A 16,755-nucleotide genomic window follows, 5' to 3' on the forward strand; every position below is an offset into this window, starting at 1 on the left:
CCGCCGATTCCACGAAGTCGCTGTGCTCGGCGGCAAGGTCGGCCAGTCTCTCTACATCGGCGCGGTATTGCTCGATCGTAGCGGGATGCAATGTGACCATATCGGCTTCGTTGGCGCATTTCAGCTTGCCGTCTATGTCGGCGCGCTCGATTTCAAGTTCCTTGATCCTCGGTACCAAGGTGGCGAGATCGACACCTTGGGTTATCGCATCGATCAGGCGCTCAAGTTCGCGTGAGACCTCGGCATTGCGACGTGTCAGCTTGCTCATCTGGTCGCTGGCCTCGCGTGCAAGGCGTCGCCGCTCGTCGTTATAGGCCTTGATGTATTCAGTAATCGCAATTGGATTGGACAGTTCGTCTTTCAGTCCCGCAAACACGGCCGCTTCAACGGCGTCGCGGTTGACCTTGCGGCTGTTGGTGCAGGCCCCACTCTCCTTGTAGGTGCCGCATTGCAGCCGCGCCGACCGCTTGCGATTGCCGATAGACACCATTCCACCGCCGCAGGATCCACATCGAAGCAAGCCAGAAAGCGGACGCCGTGGGGCGCGGGATTGAGTCGCGCCGAGGTGCGAGCGCTTCAGCTTGATGGCTTGCGCCGCGTTCCAGGTCACATCATCGATGATGCGCAGTTGCGGCGCCTCGGTAATTCGATGTTGCTCCTTCGGATTAATCCGCGAGATCCGTTTGCCCGTGGTCGGATCCTTGACCATCCGCACCTTGTTCCAGACGATACGGCCGGCATAAAGCTCATTGAGCAGCATGCCGTGACCGCGCGCGTTGTTCCCATTGATCGTAGATGCGTTCCACCTAGTCCCGCGCGGCGCCGCAATGCGATCAGCATTGAGTTCGGCAGCAATGGCGCGCGGCGTGACGCCAGCAACAAAGCGCGCGAAGATGTGCTGCACGATCTTGGCTTGCGCGTCGTCTATGACGAGCTCGCCCGGCGAACCCGGGACGGTGGAATAGCCATACGCGCGTCCACCGGCGTGGCGGCCGTCGCGGATCACGCCCTCGAGTCCGCGCCGTACGTGCAGCGCCAGGTTTTCCAGATACATTTCGCCCATCAATGCCCGCAGCGCGCCATCGATCTTGGTCACTTTCCCGGTCGCGGTGTGGATGGTGATGCCAAGAAAATCGAGTTCCTTGCGAGCAGCGTGATAATCGGCCTGGTCGCGAAAAATGCGATCCATGTCTTCAGCAACGATGACGTCGAACAGTCTTGCCGCCGCAGCGCGCATCAGCGCGACGAAGCCGGGACGATTCTTCGCCGACGACGCGGACACAGCCCGGTCCTCGAAGGTCAACACTACCGTCATGCCATTGCGAGCGCAGACCTCGCGGCAGAACGCGATCTGGTCGTCGACCGATTTATCGTTTTGCAGGTCGCTCGAAAAACGAGCGTAGATGGCGACGCGGATCATGCGCTCGGCTCCGTCGCGCGGGCTTGAAGTGATAGGCGCGCGATCTCTGCTTCATGATCTAACCGAGCCCTCAGTTTGGCAAGCGCCCTGACCACGGCAAGAACGTCCTCCCCGGGCGGATTTTTCGGTCTTTGTGGTTTAACCGCCGGTGGCATCGCTCGAAACCATGGCGAAAATGGCCCAATCGCCGCTCCCGATGGCCTTGTGGTTGGTCACCAGAAGGTCCATCTCGTCGTTGCCGATCCAAGTGATGCCGATCAGCCAGTTACCTTTCCAGCGCTCCAACAGCACTCGCCGGAGGAAGAAAAGGGTGGGGAGTTCGGGGGCGTGATCGAAGCGGTGCGAGTCGTTCGGCGTCTGCACCGCCAGTCGAAGAGCCTCTGCACCGTCGGTTGAAGAAAAAGCGGCGCTTCTGGTTGGCGCAGTCGCCGCAGTGATCGGCGCGGGGATCACCGGATTGAAGCTGACGCGCTGGGTCTGCGCCAGCGTGGCATCGATCGGCGCGACGATGTCGCCGACGCGCCGGTTCTTCGTCCACGGCCGATGAAGCGGTGGAGCGGGTTTAAGATCCTGAAGCTGAACTACGCGAATACCAGCCATCCGCTCAGCATGGCGTAGCAAGCATATCCACAAAAGGGTAGGTTACCTTGCGTCGTAAGAACGGAAAGCTTAGCGCGTCAATCGGCGGGTTGGTCCTATAATGCGACCTTCTGCTGATGCGGCAGATATGAGCTGCTGCCGGTTTCATGGATATCCGGTTAAGCTAATCCCACCTTGCGGGAACGGGTCCGGGGTCAGTTGCCGTCGCCGCGGAGCGAGCGGATCGGGGTCGCCGACCGTTACAAGAACCCATCGCCCTTGCGGGTTTCCGTGGTAATTGTCGCACGACGCAGGGGGAGCCTATGGACATCAACGACCCGCGCTTGGAGGAAGCGCACAAGAACATGGTCGAGCGCGTCGAAAAGTACGACGAGCGGATCGTGACCGTTTTGAAATGTCACCTCACGGCAGAGCAGGCACTGGACGATTTACTCGGATCAGCGTCCAGGCGATGGAAGCGCCGTTCCTTCGCCGGCAAAATCGATGTGGTGGAAAAGCTTTTCTTGCCGGAGCTCGATCCGCCGATGTGGGCTGTGCTGAAGGCGGGCAACGATCTACGCAACGCCGTGGCTCACGGACACAAGGAGGGGACGGTCACCCAGCGGATGGCCGACCTACGCAAAGCACTCCTCGCCTGGGTGCCGCCTGAACAGAGACCGGGTGTTGAAGCTATGACCGATCCTCAGATGGTCAGCACCGCATTCTTCCAATGTGCCAGCTTCATCGTCGTTGCCACAGATCGCCTCATAGAGAAGCACAAAAGGAAGAAGTGACTCACCTCCGCTTCGGCTTCTGATTCGCGATGTAGGTGGCCGTGCATTCTCCGATGATGAGAAGGAGAACGGCGCAAAACGTCAGGGCGTCGTGAACATTGTAGATGATTGCGGCCCAACCGATGGTTTTCACAATAGCGATCCCTCAGCCCGTGGGGCTGTTTGCAGTTTGAGGGATCGCTTTGCGTGGCCTGTGGCCCACCACGCGGTGCTTGTCAGGGCACCAGAGATCGGATGTCGCCGGTTTAGCGTCTGGCAGGACGGGGCATCACCCCATAGTTCCCATAGATCATAGACACAGACCCCGATATCGACCGACAGGGCATAGGTCGGAGGCCTGCGCAACGATTTATGGGTCACACACACGATTTCAAGGCCCTCAGAAGGTCGCTTTTTTGCGGGCTTGGCGTGCCTCTGAAGCCGAGAATCGGTAGCCCGTCATGAACTGGTGCCCGTCGGAGTGCTCCAAGCCGATCATGGCCAGGTGGACGTACCGGGGGAGCCGTTCGGTTGATTTTTCCCACGCAATGATGGTCTGGCGCGATCCGACCTGAAGTGCGAGCCTCAGCATGTCCTGGGTCATTCCAAATCGTTTGCGCCACGCCCGGAGATCTGCACCGGTTATGCCGGGAGAACCCAAGAATGTCGGTTCGTGGATGTCCAGATTCGCAACATTTTCAGACCATTCGGACATTGGGTGCCTCAAAAACGTAGAAAAATTGGGGGTCGGCACCCTGAAGATACGCAGAGAAAGTTAAATGATAGCTAAACACCGAGACAAGTATTTTGGCCGCGGGAGATGTCCCCTGCCGGCGGTCCGGTTTCATGGCGTCCAGCAGCCTCGACCTCAGCGAGGCTATTCGAAATCGCCCCGTGGTCGCCATGCGACAGGATTGGCGACCCAGCGGTTGATTTCGGATTCGCGCCAGCCTGCGCCGTTGCTGCTGATTCTGAGCTGAGCCGGGAATGTGCCCTCGGCGATCTTGCGGTAGATGGTGGACCTGGACAGGCCGGCGCGGGCGAGAACGGTTTTCAGACGGATGATACGGTCTGGTTCGGGCATGGAAACGCTGCCTCCTGCTGACTACTCCTGATCCAGACAGAGCCAGCAGTAACCGGCAGGCAAGAGCGTTTTCCGACTCGGCGAAGCGTGGCGAACCGGCGGCGGAAAATAGGATAGGTCAGATTCCGATCCCCCGGCCTCTGCCGATGTCGATACCGTGCGCAAAGGCAAGGGCCGCGCTGAGCCGGCGTCCACTTTCCATCTGGATGCCGAGTTCGGCCCTGCGGTTGGCGAGGATGGATTCTAGCTGCGGATCGCGCTCCAGGCTTTTCGCCATGACGCCCATGCTTGCCCGCGTGGTCTTGTAACCGGACATGTCGCCGGCCTGATACTGACGCTGGCTGGTTTGGTCGAGCTTGTGCCAACGTTCCACGAAGCGGTCGGCGCGCCGGGCTGGGGCGGTGCGCAGCTCGGTTTCGAGTTGGAGGGCGCGGATCGCGCGGGCGGGATTGCCCGAAGCGGCTTGCTCTGCGAGTTCCGGGTTCGTCTTGTAGGCGGCTTCGGCGTCGTGCGAACCATAGGGCCGTACCTCCTCGAACTCCTTGCGGGCCTCCTGCAATTCCTTCACCTGCTCCGGGCTGGCCTTGCCGCCCTGCTGCTGCATCTCGAAGATCATATCCACGGCGCGGGCGTGGCGGATGAGCGCCTTGGTGCGAGCTTGGCGCAGCGCCGCGTCGCTGTCCGCTGCCACGGTCCTTCCCGGCGCATCGTCCGTCGTTCGCCGGACCGCCGCCGCGGCGCTTTCCCTTTCCGGCTCCGACCTGGCTTCCGGTGCGGGGACCGTCGGTGGGCGGAGGCCATCGAACATGCCGCGCACCCTCTCGGGCACGATCTTGCGCACGATCTCGGCGACACGGGCGCGGAAGGTGATGCCGCGCCGCTCGGCATAGTTTTGCACCGGGTCAACCCGATCGTAGTCCGACGCCATGTCCTTGGCCCGATCGCGCGACAGGGTGCGGGTGAGCCGGTCCTGGCTGGTGAAGTCGTCACGGCCGTAATGCAGCTCCATGCCGTCACGGTGCCGGGAAAGAGCGACATAGCTGGCGTGGGCGTCCAGGCCCGGCGTCGCCAGCACATGGGTGCGGTCCACCGTCATGCCCTGCGCCTTGTGGATGGTCGCGGCATAGCCATGGTCGATGCGGTTGTAATCCTTCAGGTCGAATTCAACGGAACGGCCATCGTCGATGCACACGGACATGGATTGCTGACTGACATGCTCGATGGCGCCGAGCGTGCCGTTCTTCACGCCAAGCCCGCGCTCGTTTTGCAGGAACATGACGCGATCTCCGGTGGCGAAGCTGCGAGCGCCGCGTTCGACCGTGACACGCACATCCTCGCCGAGATCGCCGGCCGCCCGCATCCGTTCCCGCGCGGCGGCGTTGAGCGCATGAACCTCGTCATTGGTGTGGGTGAGGATGATGCGGCTGCGGTCCGGCGATGCCTGCCGGTCGCGGTCCCAGCGGTCGATCAGATTTTTGCGCGCGTCCTCTCGTGTCGGGGCAGCATGGACCATGCCGTGGGAGCGATAGGCATCAAGCGCGTGGCCGATTTTGCCGTTGGCGAGATCGCGCGTGGCGTCGCGCTGCCAGTCCTGCCGCTGGCGGCGCACCTCGCCGATCTCCGCGCCGCCGTGGCGGTCAAAGATCGACCGAAACGCCGCGCCCGCTTCTATTGCTTGCAACTGCTGCGGATCGCCGACCAGCACCACCTTGGCGCCGGCCTCGGCAGCATGGGACAGCACGCGCTCCAACTGGCGCGTGCCGACCATGCCGGCCTCGTCGATCACCAACACATCGCGCGCGCTGAGCAGGTCGCGACCCTGCGCCCAGCCATGTTCCAGGCTGGCGATGGTGCGCGACGCGATGCCCGATCCGCTTGCCAGATTCTCAGCGGCGATGCCGGACAACGCCACGCCCCGAACCTCGTAACCTGCTGCTTCCCAAGCCTCCCGCGCCACGCCCAGCATCGCGCTCTTTCCCGTTCCGGCATGGCCGACCACGACGCCGAGATCGCGACCGTTCGTGACCTGCGCCAAGGCGTCGGCCTGCTCCGCCGAAAGCATCAGACCGCGCGCTTCCGCCCGCGCCCGCGCCGCCAACCTGTCAGCGTCCTGCACCTCATGACGATCCCGCTCCGCCATCAGCTCGGTGGCGCGGTGCAGGCGCTGTTCGGTCTCGATCATGTCGCGGGTGGTGAAGCGGTCCTCACCCCGTCCGTCCTTGCCCAGTTCGACCAGATCGGGCGCGCCCCGCATCGTCCCTATGACCTGGTTGAACTGGTCGATGCCGTCGCTGTGCCGGTGCGCGAACTTCGCCATGTCGCGCTGCGTGAAGGTCGATTGCTGCTGCGTGATGGCGTCCAGCGCGATGGAAGGATCGGCGATAATTCTTGCGCCGTTGCCCCGCGCAATCTGGCGGTGCATCTCGGCCCGATCAGCGACATTGGTGGCGGCCTCGATCCCTCGCCCCTCGATCCCTTGGCTTTCGATCCGCTGCGCCGTCGCGCCGATCTGGCTTTGCGGCTCCAGCCCGATGCCCTGTGCTTCAAGGCTTCGATGGTCGATCCGGGCGTCGATGTCGAGTTCGGCCAGCCGCTGATTGGCGATCTCGGCCCAGCGTTCCCGCCAGCGCTCGACCATCTCGGTGCGGTTCCAGTCTCGTATCTTTGGGCCGAAGCCGTTTTCGTTCACCGCACGCATGGTCAGCATGACATGGGCGTGGGGTTTGGGCATGCCGTCCTCGGCCATGTCCCAATGCACATTGACGTCGGCAATCATGCCTTGGTCAACGAATTCGGACTGCACGAAGTCGTGGGCCAGTTCGATGCCTTGGCGCTGCGTCAGCTCGCGCGGAAGGGCGAATTCGACCTCGCGGGCGAGCTGCGCGTCCTTGCGGACCTCGAAGGATTCGACATCGTTCCACAACCGTTCGCGGTCGCGCCATGCCTGCGGCGCATTCTCCGGCAGCATGACCTCGGAATGGACGACGCCGCGCTTGGCCGAAAAGTCGTAGCTACGCTCAAGCCGGTCGTCGCGCAGCCGCGACGCCGAGCGGTAGGCGGCGGAGGCCACCGCGCTGGAGCCGGATTTGCGGCCAATGACCTTGACGTGAAGATGATAGATCGCCATCGCGATCAGATCATTGCCACGGCGAAGCGCACGTCGGAACGACGTATAAGCGCGCCCTCCCTCGAAAAAATCTCGGGAGGGACTACGCCGTCTCAAACCGTCCCGGTGATCCTAAAGCATTCCGGCTCGCCCTCAACTATCATCGCTGCATCGACAACATGTGGAGACGACGATGCGCAAGCCACGCGACTTTGATGCCGAACTGAAGGCGCTGGAAGAAAAGACCAGAGACCTCAAAACCCGCAAGGTGCAGCAACTCGGCGAACTGGTGATCGCCACCGGTGCCGATGTTCTCGACGCCGACGAACTGGCCGGCGCGCTGATCGTGTTGGCCGAAACCAAGGATGCCGGAAAGAGGGAGGCATGGGCGAAGCGCGGGGCCGCGTTCTTTCAATGCGGGTCGCGCCGATCTGCACCGGCATCTGACCGCGACACGGGCGGCGCTCCTTCACATCCGGGCGGCGCGCAACCGCCATCAAGCGGCGCTGGCACGGCATGATATGCGCAGTTGGCAGGTCGAGCGGCGCAAACGCACGCGGCGTCTGATCGAATTGGGGGGCCTCGTCGTCAAAGCTCGTGTCGTGGACCTGAGCGGCGATGATCGCGCTATTATCCTCGGCGCGCTGCTCTGGATGGCAGACAAGCTCAAAAGCAATCAAGGCGAACACGCCCGAGCGCTCTGGGCCGCAATGGGAAAGAAGGCATTCGCTTTGGAACGGGCGACAGAAAAGCCCACCATCCCGCAGGAATGGCCGCGAGATCGGGCATGACCGATTGCGGGCGACGCGGAGACCCGGAATATCGCGGCGCTGCCCGCCATAGCGCGGTTTGGCGCCGACCGGAAGGCCACCGTGCAACACCCGCGGCCCCTGAGCTGCTCGAAGCTCCCATCTTCGAGCGATGCCTCGCAAAGCGGTTGATTGTAAATCGGCGCATGTTTCGACGCTGACCGGTACGCTAAGCGATTGATCGAATTCCCGCTGGATGGATCAATCTCGACGCCTATTCACATTCGATTAGCAGCAGCGGTCGGTATGGCTCGATTTCAGACATCTGCAGAGACTCAATTGACATGATCTCCTTGAAGGATTTCAATTGCGTCGTTGTTGAGATCATCGGGAACATGTGATCTATAAGATGTTTGTCCAACGGTCGCGAATTCCGGAGCCAGTTTGTTCTCAGAAGGCGTGCCAGATGTGTCTGCGGTCATTCTTGTCGTCAAGAACGAGAGGCTCCAGCGAATGCGGAAATCGGCCGCCAGCGCCAATACCTTCTCCATCTCGGTTGAACGCAGTCGAGAACATCTAGCAATACATGCGGGCCAACCGGCTCTCAAACCGCGTTCTCGAAACCTATGACGCCATCGTCGATACGGCCTGCGAGGCATGGCAAATCCTCATCCCAGCCAGACACAATTACATCAATCGGGATGCGAGCGTGGGCACATGTCGGTCAATCTCAATGACCGTTGGGTATAAGGATGCTTGGCCTCGCGGATCACATAGCCCAGGATAACAGTTTCCAGGACTGGCCGACCAAAGCATGGAAACCGCGTACGATTTGCCGGGTTGATGGCGGTGCGCCGCGAGCGCGGTGTTCCGGATGAGAGTTCGAGCCAACCTGCCTGCGCCAACACGCACGTTGAGACCGACTGGGCCAGCAAAAAGCGAAGCGCTTCTTCGACGCGGGCCTCAAAGTGCTGATCTCGTCGATTATGCAGGGGATATCTGCTCTTTCGAGGAATGGAGCACAAGCGCGAATCCGTCGGTCGCGTGCCCCTTGTGCGTGAATTGAGTTTGCCACGAACGACCGGGTCCTTGTGATCGCTGAGCCAATTGCATTCCGGTAGGATAGATCGGTGTTCCACATGGAGCAATCGGGTGCCCGGGCGTTGAGCGAGCAATAGGACGCCTCTCCGTACAGCCACCCGGCCGAATGTCGTTCAAGCAACTAAAGTCGCGCATATCATCGGTGTTCCTCGTGTAGCCGGCCTAGAAACTCGCGCCATCGCTCTCCCCATTCTGGATGCGCGTCTTCTCAAGAAAATCGACGTGCGCGTGCGCTGCTTAGAGGCGGCGATAGTACTGTCCACGCTCTTGGGCAACACGGGCTCGGTGTCGATTTTAGCGCAGTTGACCTGCCCAAGGCGAGACACGTTTAAGCTCAGCCGGGGCGCTTAGTTAGAGCGGCGAGAGCGGAGCTTCCGTAGCCGCCGCCGAGCCCCCTATCGAAAGCGCCTCCGTGTGGCCTTCTTCTTCACTGCCGCAAAGCCCGACTGCCGGCGCGCCGTCCACTCCATTGCCAGCGCCTGCAACGCGGCATGCTCTTCGTCCCGCAACGCGACGAGCTGGGCCTCTCGATCATCCCGGCTATGCTCCCGGCGCCAAGGCTGCTGCGGTCCCCTTTTCCTTCGTCGCGCGGCAGTCGTCATCTTCGCGGCGAATATGCTTGGTTCGCCGTCTTGGCCTACCCGGACAATCGCGCCCGCGCGGCTTACAAAACTGCGTCGGTCCTTTGCCATCAATTTCACAACGCGATCCGAGAGCACCATTTCAGACATCCTCGCGCACGCATTGCGGCCGAAAACTCACCGGTGCTCAGGTGCTTTAGCATACGAACTGCAGTTCAGTAACCAGACAGCTATGTCAGTGAAGCATTCCGAATCTTCCTCGGCGTGGCGCACTCAATTTAGGTAGCAACGGATTTGTAGACCCTAACTCAGGCAACCTAACTCCTGTCGACCCTCAGTATCAGCCGGCACGCTATTACCGCCGCTTGCGCCGCCCTCAACGTTGCCAGAACAAGAATAGCGCCGCCCCACGAACACACACCTATCAATGCCTATCGAGAGAGTTGAGACACGTACCAGCCGGCTGCGATTCACCATTACTTTAGGTCTCTGTTGCCTTTTTATCGCACTGTTGCAAAATCGCTTACGAGGAGTGCCTCCGGATGGATTGCGTCTGTTTCAAGACGGAGCCTCTGCTATTAATCCGATCGAGCTTTGTTGCTAACGGGGACCACTATGGAAGACGAGCTAACACATTATCTGAAACGTGCATTGTCAGAGGTAACCGCCAATCTGCAACGCTTGTCAGAGGCGACCGACAAGTTGTCTGCCAAGCTTGACGACCGGTTCGATGGCCTGAAAGAGGGCGCCGACAATCTTCGAGAAGAATTTGGCTCTCTTCGAGACGAATTCGACCTCTCGCGGCACAAAACAGAGGATTGGCATAAGCACATACAGAGAGATGTTGACCTATTGCGCGCTGACGCGGCTATGGAAGTGCAGCGTCAGTTGCGACCGCTGAACGGGCGTATTTTTGATACATCGACGAGGCCAGCGTCTCAGGCAATACCCGTGAGCAACGGGCACGGATCCGATACGTCCAAACTGAAGCGCGCTCCTTTTCGTTGGGGCTGATTTATTGTGATGTGGCGTGACCGGGCGCCAAGATCCTTCACTGCCCCCCCCCTTTGTTGTGTGGCGGCGCGTTGATCGTCAATTCGGGACGTTTGATCCGAAACATTCAGCGTCGCGATACTATCTGGTGCCTCATGCGGTCCATTACCATTTATTGGCGCATGCGTTAGTTCAAAGTCTTGGCCTATTTTCCATATTCTCTGTCGTTCCCGCGCAGGCGATCCCTGGCGTAGCGCCGCTCTTCCTGTGGTTTACATTTCTCATACTATTTCTGGCTTCTGCAATGGGCGTTAGCGCACTTATAAGTGCGATGCTGAACGGCTCATCCACCCAGCCAATCAGTGCGCTCTTACTGCTTTGTTCGACGAAAGCACGCCGTGAGTATGAAAGCTGCTTTCCGTCATTCCCCTCTAACCATGCTGGAGGTCTCATTCGTTATCAGTCCCGGCTTGGTCGTAAGATTGGACCGATTAGTCAAGAAACCATCTATTGGGTAGGAAGGCTATTCCGAGGCAATGAAGCGCGGACTCGTTGGCCAATCAAAATGACAAATGTTGTGGTGCGACGGCTGCGGAAATGCCTTCGGTCGGATTGTCTAGCTAGCACGGCGTCTGAAAACACCGCCAAACTGCGTTCACTTGAGTTAAGACGAGAAGATAGTCGCCTTTTTGCATTGTCGGCATTTGCGATCGTTAGTTGCTTCGTGCCACTACAGCGCAATCGCAAGACAATGGCATCTGCGAGAATAGAGTTCATACTGAGTTATCTTAGTCCTGTTCTTTTTGGATTTGCGCTCTGCATCGCAACGTTCTTGATGTATCCAATAATCCAAGCGATTTCGCCTCCTGCATCGGCTAGCGGCTCCTGCAACCAATCTCAGTCGTTGAGCAAGATGCCATTCATGCTTTGCATCACGCTTTGGTTCTTTCAAAGCCTTTGGTATTCAGTATCAACACTCAAGCAGGATTTTTCGCAACAGTTCAAAAGCTATTTCAACGCTCGGCCGTTTCCGAATTCAATGACGGCGTTTGGCAATTGGCAAATGTCGCATGCGCCAGACTTAGTGAAGTTTGCAGAAGAAAAGTGGCTACCAGCGCTCGTAGCAACGGTCATTACCGGCCTTGCATCACTCTATGCGGCGTTCTTGCAGAGCCTTGGCTGACTGTCGAAAACTAGTGTGTAATCATCGAGCTGTGTTTTAGAAGGAAGCGTGTGAAGTGTCGCCCTCTTACTCCGCAAGATCCATGGCAATCGTAAGTTGGATGGATGCTTTTGAGCGTATCGATACGCTAATGCTGGAGGTTCGGCACATTCAAGAGACCGTGTCGAGTCACCTCGGAGTCGCAGAATTCTATCAGCCTCTCGAACTTGAGGACCGCTACCTTTGGGGGCGCTACAGTACCAATTCCGACACCGACGGCATTGATTGGTGGCCGATTCTTCCCAACTTATCTTCGTTAAAGAATGGCTGCGAAACCCTTTCGCAACTTTGGTGTCTTGAATTTCCCGGCGCCAATCTAGCATCCATAGATGCCGATAGCCTCGTTGACGACGAGGCGATAACAAAGATCTACGGGAGCTGGTCCGATTGCAATGAAGTCAAGAAAGTCTCTGCAAGTCTTATAAAGAAGCGACGCCATATATCAGAAAGGAATCTGCTTTCCGCTATCGACGAAAGGCTGTACGAATCTCTTCGATATCTGCAGCTTCTGAAAAGGGACTCTGTTCGAGACAAACTAGTGCTAGCCTGTCGGGGTTGGCAGGCATTTCATCAGACGGCGTGTGTTACGTCAGACTCAATAGCCGAGTTTCTGCTTGTTCGCCGGGTCGTGCTGTTCATGTTGCATCAAAGACTTGAGGCATTTCGTGATGTTCAATCCTGTGTGCAAGAAATCCTCAATTTGTCATTGGAGCGCGATCCTATTCCAACGGTTCGTCGACGGCGTGATCAGGGCATCTATACAACCGACCTTGCAGATCTATGCCGTTTCATTTCGATTGATCTAGCTCAGTATTTCAATTTTTTGAATGGTATTGAAGACGACTACGGATACGTACGTCTGGATGAGGAAATCGAGTATCTCGTGCACCGCTACACAGGATACTTTACATCCGTTGCCCGCACCGAAGTTGTTAAAGACGGCGTAGAAGATGCAACGCACATCCGAGCGGGGTTCATTCGTTCGTCGTTTTGGATGCCTGAACGGCCTGATCTTCAACCAATCATAGCCCATGAAGTAGCGCATCTTCTCATCAATAAGCACTTTGACAACCTTACGCCGACCTCGCTTGACCGGCGCTACGACGCGTTCTCTCGCCTATTGAGACAGCTTTCGCATATTCTTGAGTGCTATGCCTCTCAGTTCCAGTTCTTCGAGTTATCTTGGCGGAGGAGAGAAGATCTTGGGCTTGAATGTGCAGTCGATATGGCAAGCATCGCAGTTCACGGGACTTCCTATCTATTTGCTCATTTTCTAGAGCTAGTTGGTGCGGGCTGCGAAGACCTATTCGAAGTATCGGGGAGCGACTCATCGTTCCGCAGCGCATCAGAGATTCACGTCGAGCAAATAACCGCGATGCGCGGGCAGATTCCAGAGTGGTACCTTCGTTTGTCAGTGGCTCGTGCATTCGGCGCGGCTCTAACCGAAGAATTGCGACATAGCGAGAGCAAATTGGACAATGTTGTCCTGGAAGGTGCGCGAGACCTTGTTGAGTTCACGGCGAACAAGCTTTTAGAATGGATGGACGGCGACCAGAGGGAAGACTGGCGCCTTTGGCTCGAAATGTGCCGTGTCATCGAGGAGATGATCGCGAGCTCTGACCTGGGGCCGCAGACAAACGAATGGAGAACCAAGCGTGGGAAGCATGACGAATATTGGCGCCGAGAAAAGATCGCGCCATTGCACCGGCACACTCAGACGCTCGACAATATAGTCTCGTCCGCGTGCGTTGGTATGTGGTTTGATCGTCTGCTCAAGCAGCCGCGAATGTTAGGAAACTATCTTTGTAGTAATCCTCTTACCAATTCTATGGACCCGAGACGAGAGATTAGCATTCTTTTCGGACAGCTCTATTTGGGAGCGACCCACTTTGTGAAAGCATCCGAGCTGCGGATGTTCCAGCGTCTGATAGATATCCCGTGGCAGTGTGCTGTTTTGACAGCGCGTGATCTGTTAGGAACGCCAATCAGCGAGGAGCACGGCACCCCTCGCCAGTATTGGATGACGGCGTTCCATGAATTTGGTTGGCTAGGGAGAGACCTTTACCATTACGCGCTTGAGTTTGTTATTTGGTTCGAGCGCTCTCCCGTCGTGCGACTCAAGGCTGTTTTGCGGTGGCTCGATGAATTGTTGGAGGAGATTAAACCCTATTTGGCCACTGCGGATGACGATAGGCTTGCCAGAGCCCTTCACGACATGATCAATTTAGCGATCACCAATGAAGCAGCATCGGAGTCAGACGGAGAGCTTCGAGATCTAATTGATGAATGGCCGAAGAATAGTTCTGAAGTCATCGATCGAGTCGCAGGCATTCGCGCTGGCTGGTTATGTCGTGAGCATACTGACTGCAATTTCCCGGATTCAATTCGTGCGCAGAGGTATCGCCATGTGTTGGAGTTTGCAGCAACTCATAAGTTGAGTGAAATCGGGAGTAAACTGGAGGCCGGCGTTCGGAACGTTGTTACGTCAAACGACAGACGACCGATAGAATTGCGGGATAAGATACTGATAAGGGATCCTGTCGCACGAGCATTCAATGACGTAATTCAGGTAATTCACTATTTGGCAGTTCGACCGGAGATCAACGTTAGAGCTGGTGTCGTTCGACACCATCCGGCATCCCAAACCTGGGCCGAAGTATTTTCTAAGTTTTTGGACGTGCCTACGCAGGCTCGAAAGAGAGCGGGAGGGGATTACCGAGTGATCCCGGGGCTGATCGCCGCGCGATCATTCAACATCGATCGCATTTCGCTGGACTACTTTGAACACGAAATGGGTGAGAATGCATCTTTTCGGCTCGGGCATGATCCAGAGAACTGCTGGAAGGAAGGCCGCAAGTTGCTGGCCAAACCGTGGGGGCGAGATGGCTGCACCGCGCCGTCTGGAACGGATGGGAGAGAGTACTACGGTCAAGCGCTTTCCTCTACATTGCTCGGTCGGTTCGATCGCTTCGTCTTGGAAGAGGGGCGTCGCACCTCGCGCACTGGGTCTCCGGTGTCGCGCCGCGGAGAGGAGCTATTCACGGTCCCATTCTTTCGGCGGCAGCAACGAGGAATTCCGTTTGCTTGCACCTTTGCCAACGAAAGCGTTGGTCGCTTGGAAGAATTCGAAGCATCTCAAAGTCCGTACCCTACAATACGAGATCCAAATGTCAGTGTTGAAAGCCAGAGGGTGCCGATCGCCACAATTAACGTTCTGCTGACGCAACGTTCGGCGAGGCTAACCTTCATCGAGCGCCTTCTTGCAGAAGACATCGTGATGAATTCGTTCGATAGCGACTTGAGGCGGTCAATTGCGTTGCAGGGGCACGTTAGCGACGATCGGCTTATTGCGTCTCCATACCGTCATTTCCATTCTCAAGGGGATATTGGACTACTAACGGATGGTTGGGGTGACTGTTTTTTGGTGCTGTTTTGCAACCTGAATCCCGTGGTCGTCAAAGATGGGCATAGAGCGAGCGATATTTTTTCGGCATACCTTAAAGTTGTGAGTGAAATCCGTCAGCGGTTCGAGCAAGTTGTCGATCTTCGGCGGTACATTTTCCGTGATCCATTGGTTGTGCGTAGTGAAACGTCGTACACACCAATAGCAATGGATGTAGCTCTACTGAATCCAGAAGACTATCAAACGTCGATCTCGTTCAGATTCAAGTCATCGTTGGACGGGATGTCGCCACCAGAACGCTTCGAGGCTCACATGCGGAAGCAGCTAAAGGTGGAGGAGCTTGATGCGCTATTCTCTCTGACGAGAGTTTCCGGACGATTGGATTACGCTATCAGTACAAAATCGGTGACTAAGGCGTCTGCAGAAGACATCTATGCGAACCTTTTCAATTCCGCAATGTCTTCATCTGGAGGAATCGCGGAGGGGCGGTATTTTAGGTATGGCGTACTATACGAGATGGTACGTAATCGAATGTTTCACACTGATAGTGCTAGCAATGGGATTGGTAAATTTATTGATAGCACGAGAACTTCGGTATCTGAGATTGCGAGCTGATCGACTATTTGTTCTGATCTTGATCTTAAATTTAGGGTTTGTCCGGTGGAATGATTCATTGATGGTCGGCAACGAGTAGTAATGGAGGGAAGCGGGCTACGGGACCAACAGCGGTCTGCGACCGGGATGCAATGTGACGATATGGGCTTCGTTGGCGCATTTCAGCTTCCCGCCTATGTCGGCGCGCTCGATTTCAAGCGTCTTGATCCTCGGTATCAAGGTGCGAGATCGACGCCTGGTGTTATCGCGTCGATCGGGCGCTCAAATCAGCGTGGGACCTCGGCATTGCGGCGTTTCAACTTGCTCATCGTGCTCGCCAGCTTCGCGCGCAAGGCGTCGCCGCTCATCGTTATAGGCCCTGATGGATTGAATAGTCGCATTCGGATTGCGACAGCTCGCCTTTCAGTCTCGCAAGCACGGCGCCTCAATGGCGTCGCGGTAGACCTTACGGCTATTGGTGCAGGATTCACTCTCCTTGTAGGCGCCACATTGCAGCCGCGCGGACCGCTTGCGATTGCCGATCGAGACCATTCCGCCGCAGGTGTTGCGGCGCCGGGGGGATGTCGGGCGCGGCTTTGAAACACCAGCTATCGTTGCCGGTTTCGACGATGTCGCCGTGGAGAGTCAGTCAGGCAGTCGAGCAGCACAGCCACTGAGGAAATCGCCGATTCGTTCAGCTAAGGGCACCGGCGCGCATCGCCCATTCAATAGTCATAGATTGGGGGCAAGTCGCCGTTGGTGAGATAATCTAAAAAGCCGGGATCGTCGAGGACGGCACTGTAGAACAGGTGATCCCAGCTGTTCGAGCTGACCATTGCCGCATTGTCGCGAAACAACTGGACGCCTCGAGCAACATCTTGGCCCGACGCCCTCATCCCATCACAGAGCCGCAGCACACGCCGGTGCGCCTCGGTGAAATAGCCGCCGTACCGTCCGACGATATTTAGCTCCTGCACGTGCCTGACAAGCAGCTTCGCTTGTTCGGGTGTGATCCCCCCTACTGGCGCGAGATTAAACGTCGGCGCGTCGTAGGGCGTGTAGAGTGACAATTACGATGGCCGGTCGGCGACAACTAGGATGGCCGGTTTTGGCGGTCGCCTCTGAAGCGATTTGAGGGTGCAAGGAGTTG

Annotated in this window: 13 protein-coding genes and 1 pseudogene; 7 read left to right on the forward strand and 7 right to left on the reverse strand. The window is 57.5% G+C overall.

The features are described from left to right. The first annotated feature begins 22 nt into the window (after window positions 1-22). Window positions 23-235 carry a hypothetical protein gene (locus tag RPC_RS26690; protein WP_041801407.1) on the forward strand — a complete coding sequence of 71 codons (213 nt, stop codon included), beginning with the start codon at window positions 23-25 and terminating at the stop codon, window positions 233-235. A 138-nt stretch (window positions 236-373) separates the two neighbouring features. Here the strand turns inward: RPC_RS26690 and RPC_RS25385 are convergent. Together RPC_RS25385 and RPC_RS05000 are read right to left on the reverse strand one after the other, a co-directional pair. Beyond that, window positions 374-1,420 (reverse strand): annotated as a pseudogene (locus tag RPC_RS25385) (recombinase family protein); the annotation flags it as partial. Between the two features lie 138 nt (window positions 1,421-1,558). Then, complete coding sequence (locus tag RPC_RS05000) at window positions 1,559-2,020, reverse strand: hypothetical protein (protein WP_011471468.1); 462 nt, start codon at window positions 2,018-2,020, stop codon at window positions 1,559-1,561. 302 nt (window positions 2,021-2,322) lie between these two features. On the opposite strand from RPC_RS05000, the gene RPC_RS05005 reads away from it, so the two are divergent. Beyond that, entirely contained in the window at window positions 2,323-2,793 is a 471-nt protein-coding gene (locus RPC_RS05005; RefSeq protein WP_011471469.1) for a hypothetical protein, read from the forward strand. Window positions 2,794-3,172: 379 nt separating this feature from the next. Here RPC_RS05005 and RPC_RS25975 read toward each other — a convergent pair whose 3' ends face one another. The 3 genes from RPC_RS25975 to traA form a co-directional block, all read right to left on the reverse strand. Continuing rightward, a complete protein-coding gene (locus RPC_RS25975) occupies window positions 3,173-3,487 on the reverse strand; it encodes a hypothetical protein (protein WP_157043138.1) in 315 nt (104 codons plus the stop codon). 162 nt (window positions 3,488-3,649) lie between these two features. Then, entirely contained in the window at window positions 3,650-3,856 is a 207-nt protein-coding gene (locus tag RPC_RS05015; RefSeq protein ID WP_011471470.1) for a helix-turn-helix transcriptional regulator, read from the reverse strand. Window positions 3,857-3,974: 118 nt separating this feature from the next. Next, window positions 3,975-6,983 (reverse strand): Ti-type conjugative transfer relaxase TraA, encoded by a 3,009-nt coding sequence (gene traA, locus RPC_RS05020; RefSeq protein ID WP_041801412.1) that lies wholly within the window; start codon window positions 6,981-6,983, stop codon window positions 3,975-3,977. Between the two features lie 172 nt (window positions 6,984-7,155). Here traA and RPC_RS05025 point away from each other — a divergent pair, with 172 nt between their 5' ends. Both RPC_RS05025 and RPC_RS05030 read left to right on the forward strand, forming a co-directional pair. Beyond that, window positions 7,156-7,482 carry a conjugal transfer protein TraD gene (locus RPC_RS05025; protein ID WP_011471472.1) on the forward strand — a complete coding sequence of 109 codons (327 nt, stop codon included), beginning with the start codon at window positions 7,156-7,158 and terminating at the stop codon, window positions 7,480-7,482. Between the two features lies 1 nt (window position 7,483). Continuing rightward, window positions 7,484-7,753: a conjugal transfer protein TraD gene (locus tag RPC_RS05030; RefSeq protein WP_011471473.1), complete on the forward strand. Its 270-nt coding sequence runs from the start codon at window positions 7,484-7,486 to the stop codon at window positions 7,751-7,753. A 293-nt stretch (window positions 7,754-8,046) separates the two neighbouring features. Here the strand turns inward: RPC_RS05030 and RPC_RS25980 are convergent, their stop codons facing one another. After that, window positions 8,047-8,250, reverse strand: coding sequence for a hypothetical protein (locus RPC_RS25980; protein ID WP_157043139.1), 204 nt, complete (start codon window positions 8,248-8,250; stop codon window positions 8,047-8,049). Window positions 8,251-10,008: 1,758 nt separating this feature from the next. Here RPC_RS25980 and RPC_RS25985 point away from each other — a divergent pair. The 3 genes from RPC_RS25985 to RPC_RS05040 all read left to right on the forward strand — a co-directional run bounded on the left by RPC_RS25985 (window position 10,009) and on the right by RPC_RS05040 (window position 15,626). Then, window positions 10,009-10,407 carry a hypothetical protein gene (locus RPC_RS25985; protein ID WP_157043140.1) on the forward strand — a complete coding sequence of 133 codons (399 nt, stop codon included), beginning with the start codon at window positions 10,009-10,011 and terminating at the stop codon, window positions 10,405-10,407. A 16-nt stretch (window positions 10,408-10,423) separates the two neighbouring features. Beyond that, on the forward strand, window positions 10,424-11,569 hold the full coding sequence (locus tag RPC_RS25990; RefSeq protein WP_011471474.1) for a hypothetical protein: 1,146 nt from the start codon (window positions 10,424-10,426) through the stop codon (window positions 11,567-11,569). A gap of 100 nt (window positions 11,570-11,669) precedes the next feature. Next, a complete protein-coding gene (locus RPC_RS05040; protein ID WP_041801418.1) occupies window positions 11,670-15,626 on the forward strand; it encodes a hypothetical protein in 3,957 nt (1,318 codons plus the stop codon). 704 nt (window positions 15,627-16,330) lie between these two features. On the opposite strand, the gene RPC_RS05045 is transcribed toward RPC_RS05040, so the two are convergent. Continuing rightward, complete coding sequence (locus RPC_RS05045) at window positions 16,331-16,675, reverse strand: hypothetical protein (protein ID WP_011471477.1); 345 nt, start codon at window positions 16,673-16,675, stop codon at window positions 16,331-16,333. Window positions 16,676-16,755: the final 80 nt, after the last annotated feature.

Source organism: Rhodopseudomonas palustris BisB18 (assembly GCF_000013745.1).
Classification (GTDB): Bacteria; Pseudomonadota; Alphaproteobacteria; order Rhizobiales; family Xanthobacteraceae; genus Rhodopseudomonas_A; species Rhodopseudomonas_A palustris_F.

What these genes read in the sequence shown, in the direction of transcription:
- RPC_RS05000 (WP_011471468.1), bottom strand. Translation starts at nt 2,020, where the DNA reads ATGGCTGGTATTCGCGTAGTTCAGCTTCAGGATCTTAAACCCGCTCCA.
- RPC_RS05005 (WP_011471469.1), top strand. Translation starts at nt 2,323, where the DNA reads ATGGACATCAACGACCCGCGCTTGGAGGAAGCGCACAAGAACATGGTC.
- RPC_RS25975 (WP_157043138.1), bottom strand. Translation starts at nt 3,487, where the DNA reads ATGTCCGAATGGTCTGAAAATGTTGCGAATCTGGACATCCACGAACCG.
- RPC_RS05015 (WP_011471470.1), bottom strand. Translation starts at nt 3,856, where the DNA reads ATGCCCGAACCAGACCGTATCATCCGTCTGAAAACCGTTCTCGCCCGC.
- traA (WP_041801412.1), bottom strand. Translation starts at nt 6,983, where the DNA reads ATGGCGATCTATCATCTTCACGTCAAGGTCATTGGCCGCAAATCCGGC.
- RPC_RS05025 (WP_011471472.1), top strand. Translation starts at nt 7,156, where the DNA reads ATGCGCAAGCCACGCGACTTTGATGCCGAACTGAAGGCGCTGGAAGAA.
- RPC_RS05030 (WP_011471473.1), top strand. Translation starts at nt 7,484, where the DNA reads ATGCGCAGTTGGCAGGTCGAGCGGCGCAAACGCACGCGGCGTCTGATC.
- RPC_RS25985 (WP_157043140.1), top strand. Translation starts at nt 10,009, where the DNA reads ATGGAAGACGAGCTAACACATTATCTGAAACGTGCATTGTCAGAGGTA.
- RPC_RS05040 (WP_041801418.1), top strand. Translation starts at nt 11,670, where the DNA reads ATGGATGCTTTTGAGCGTATCGATACGCTAATGCTGGAGGTTCGGCAC.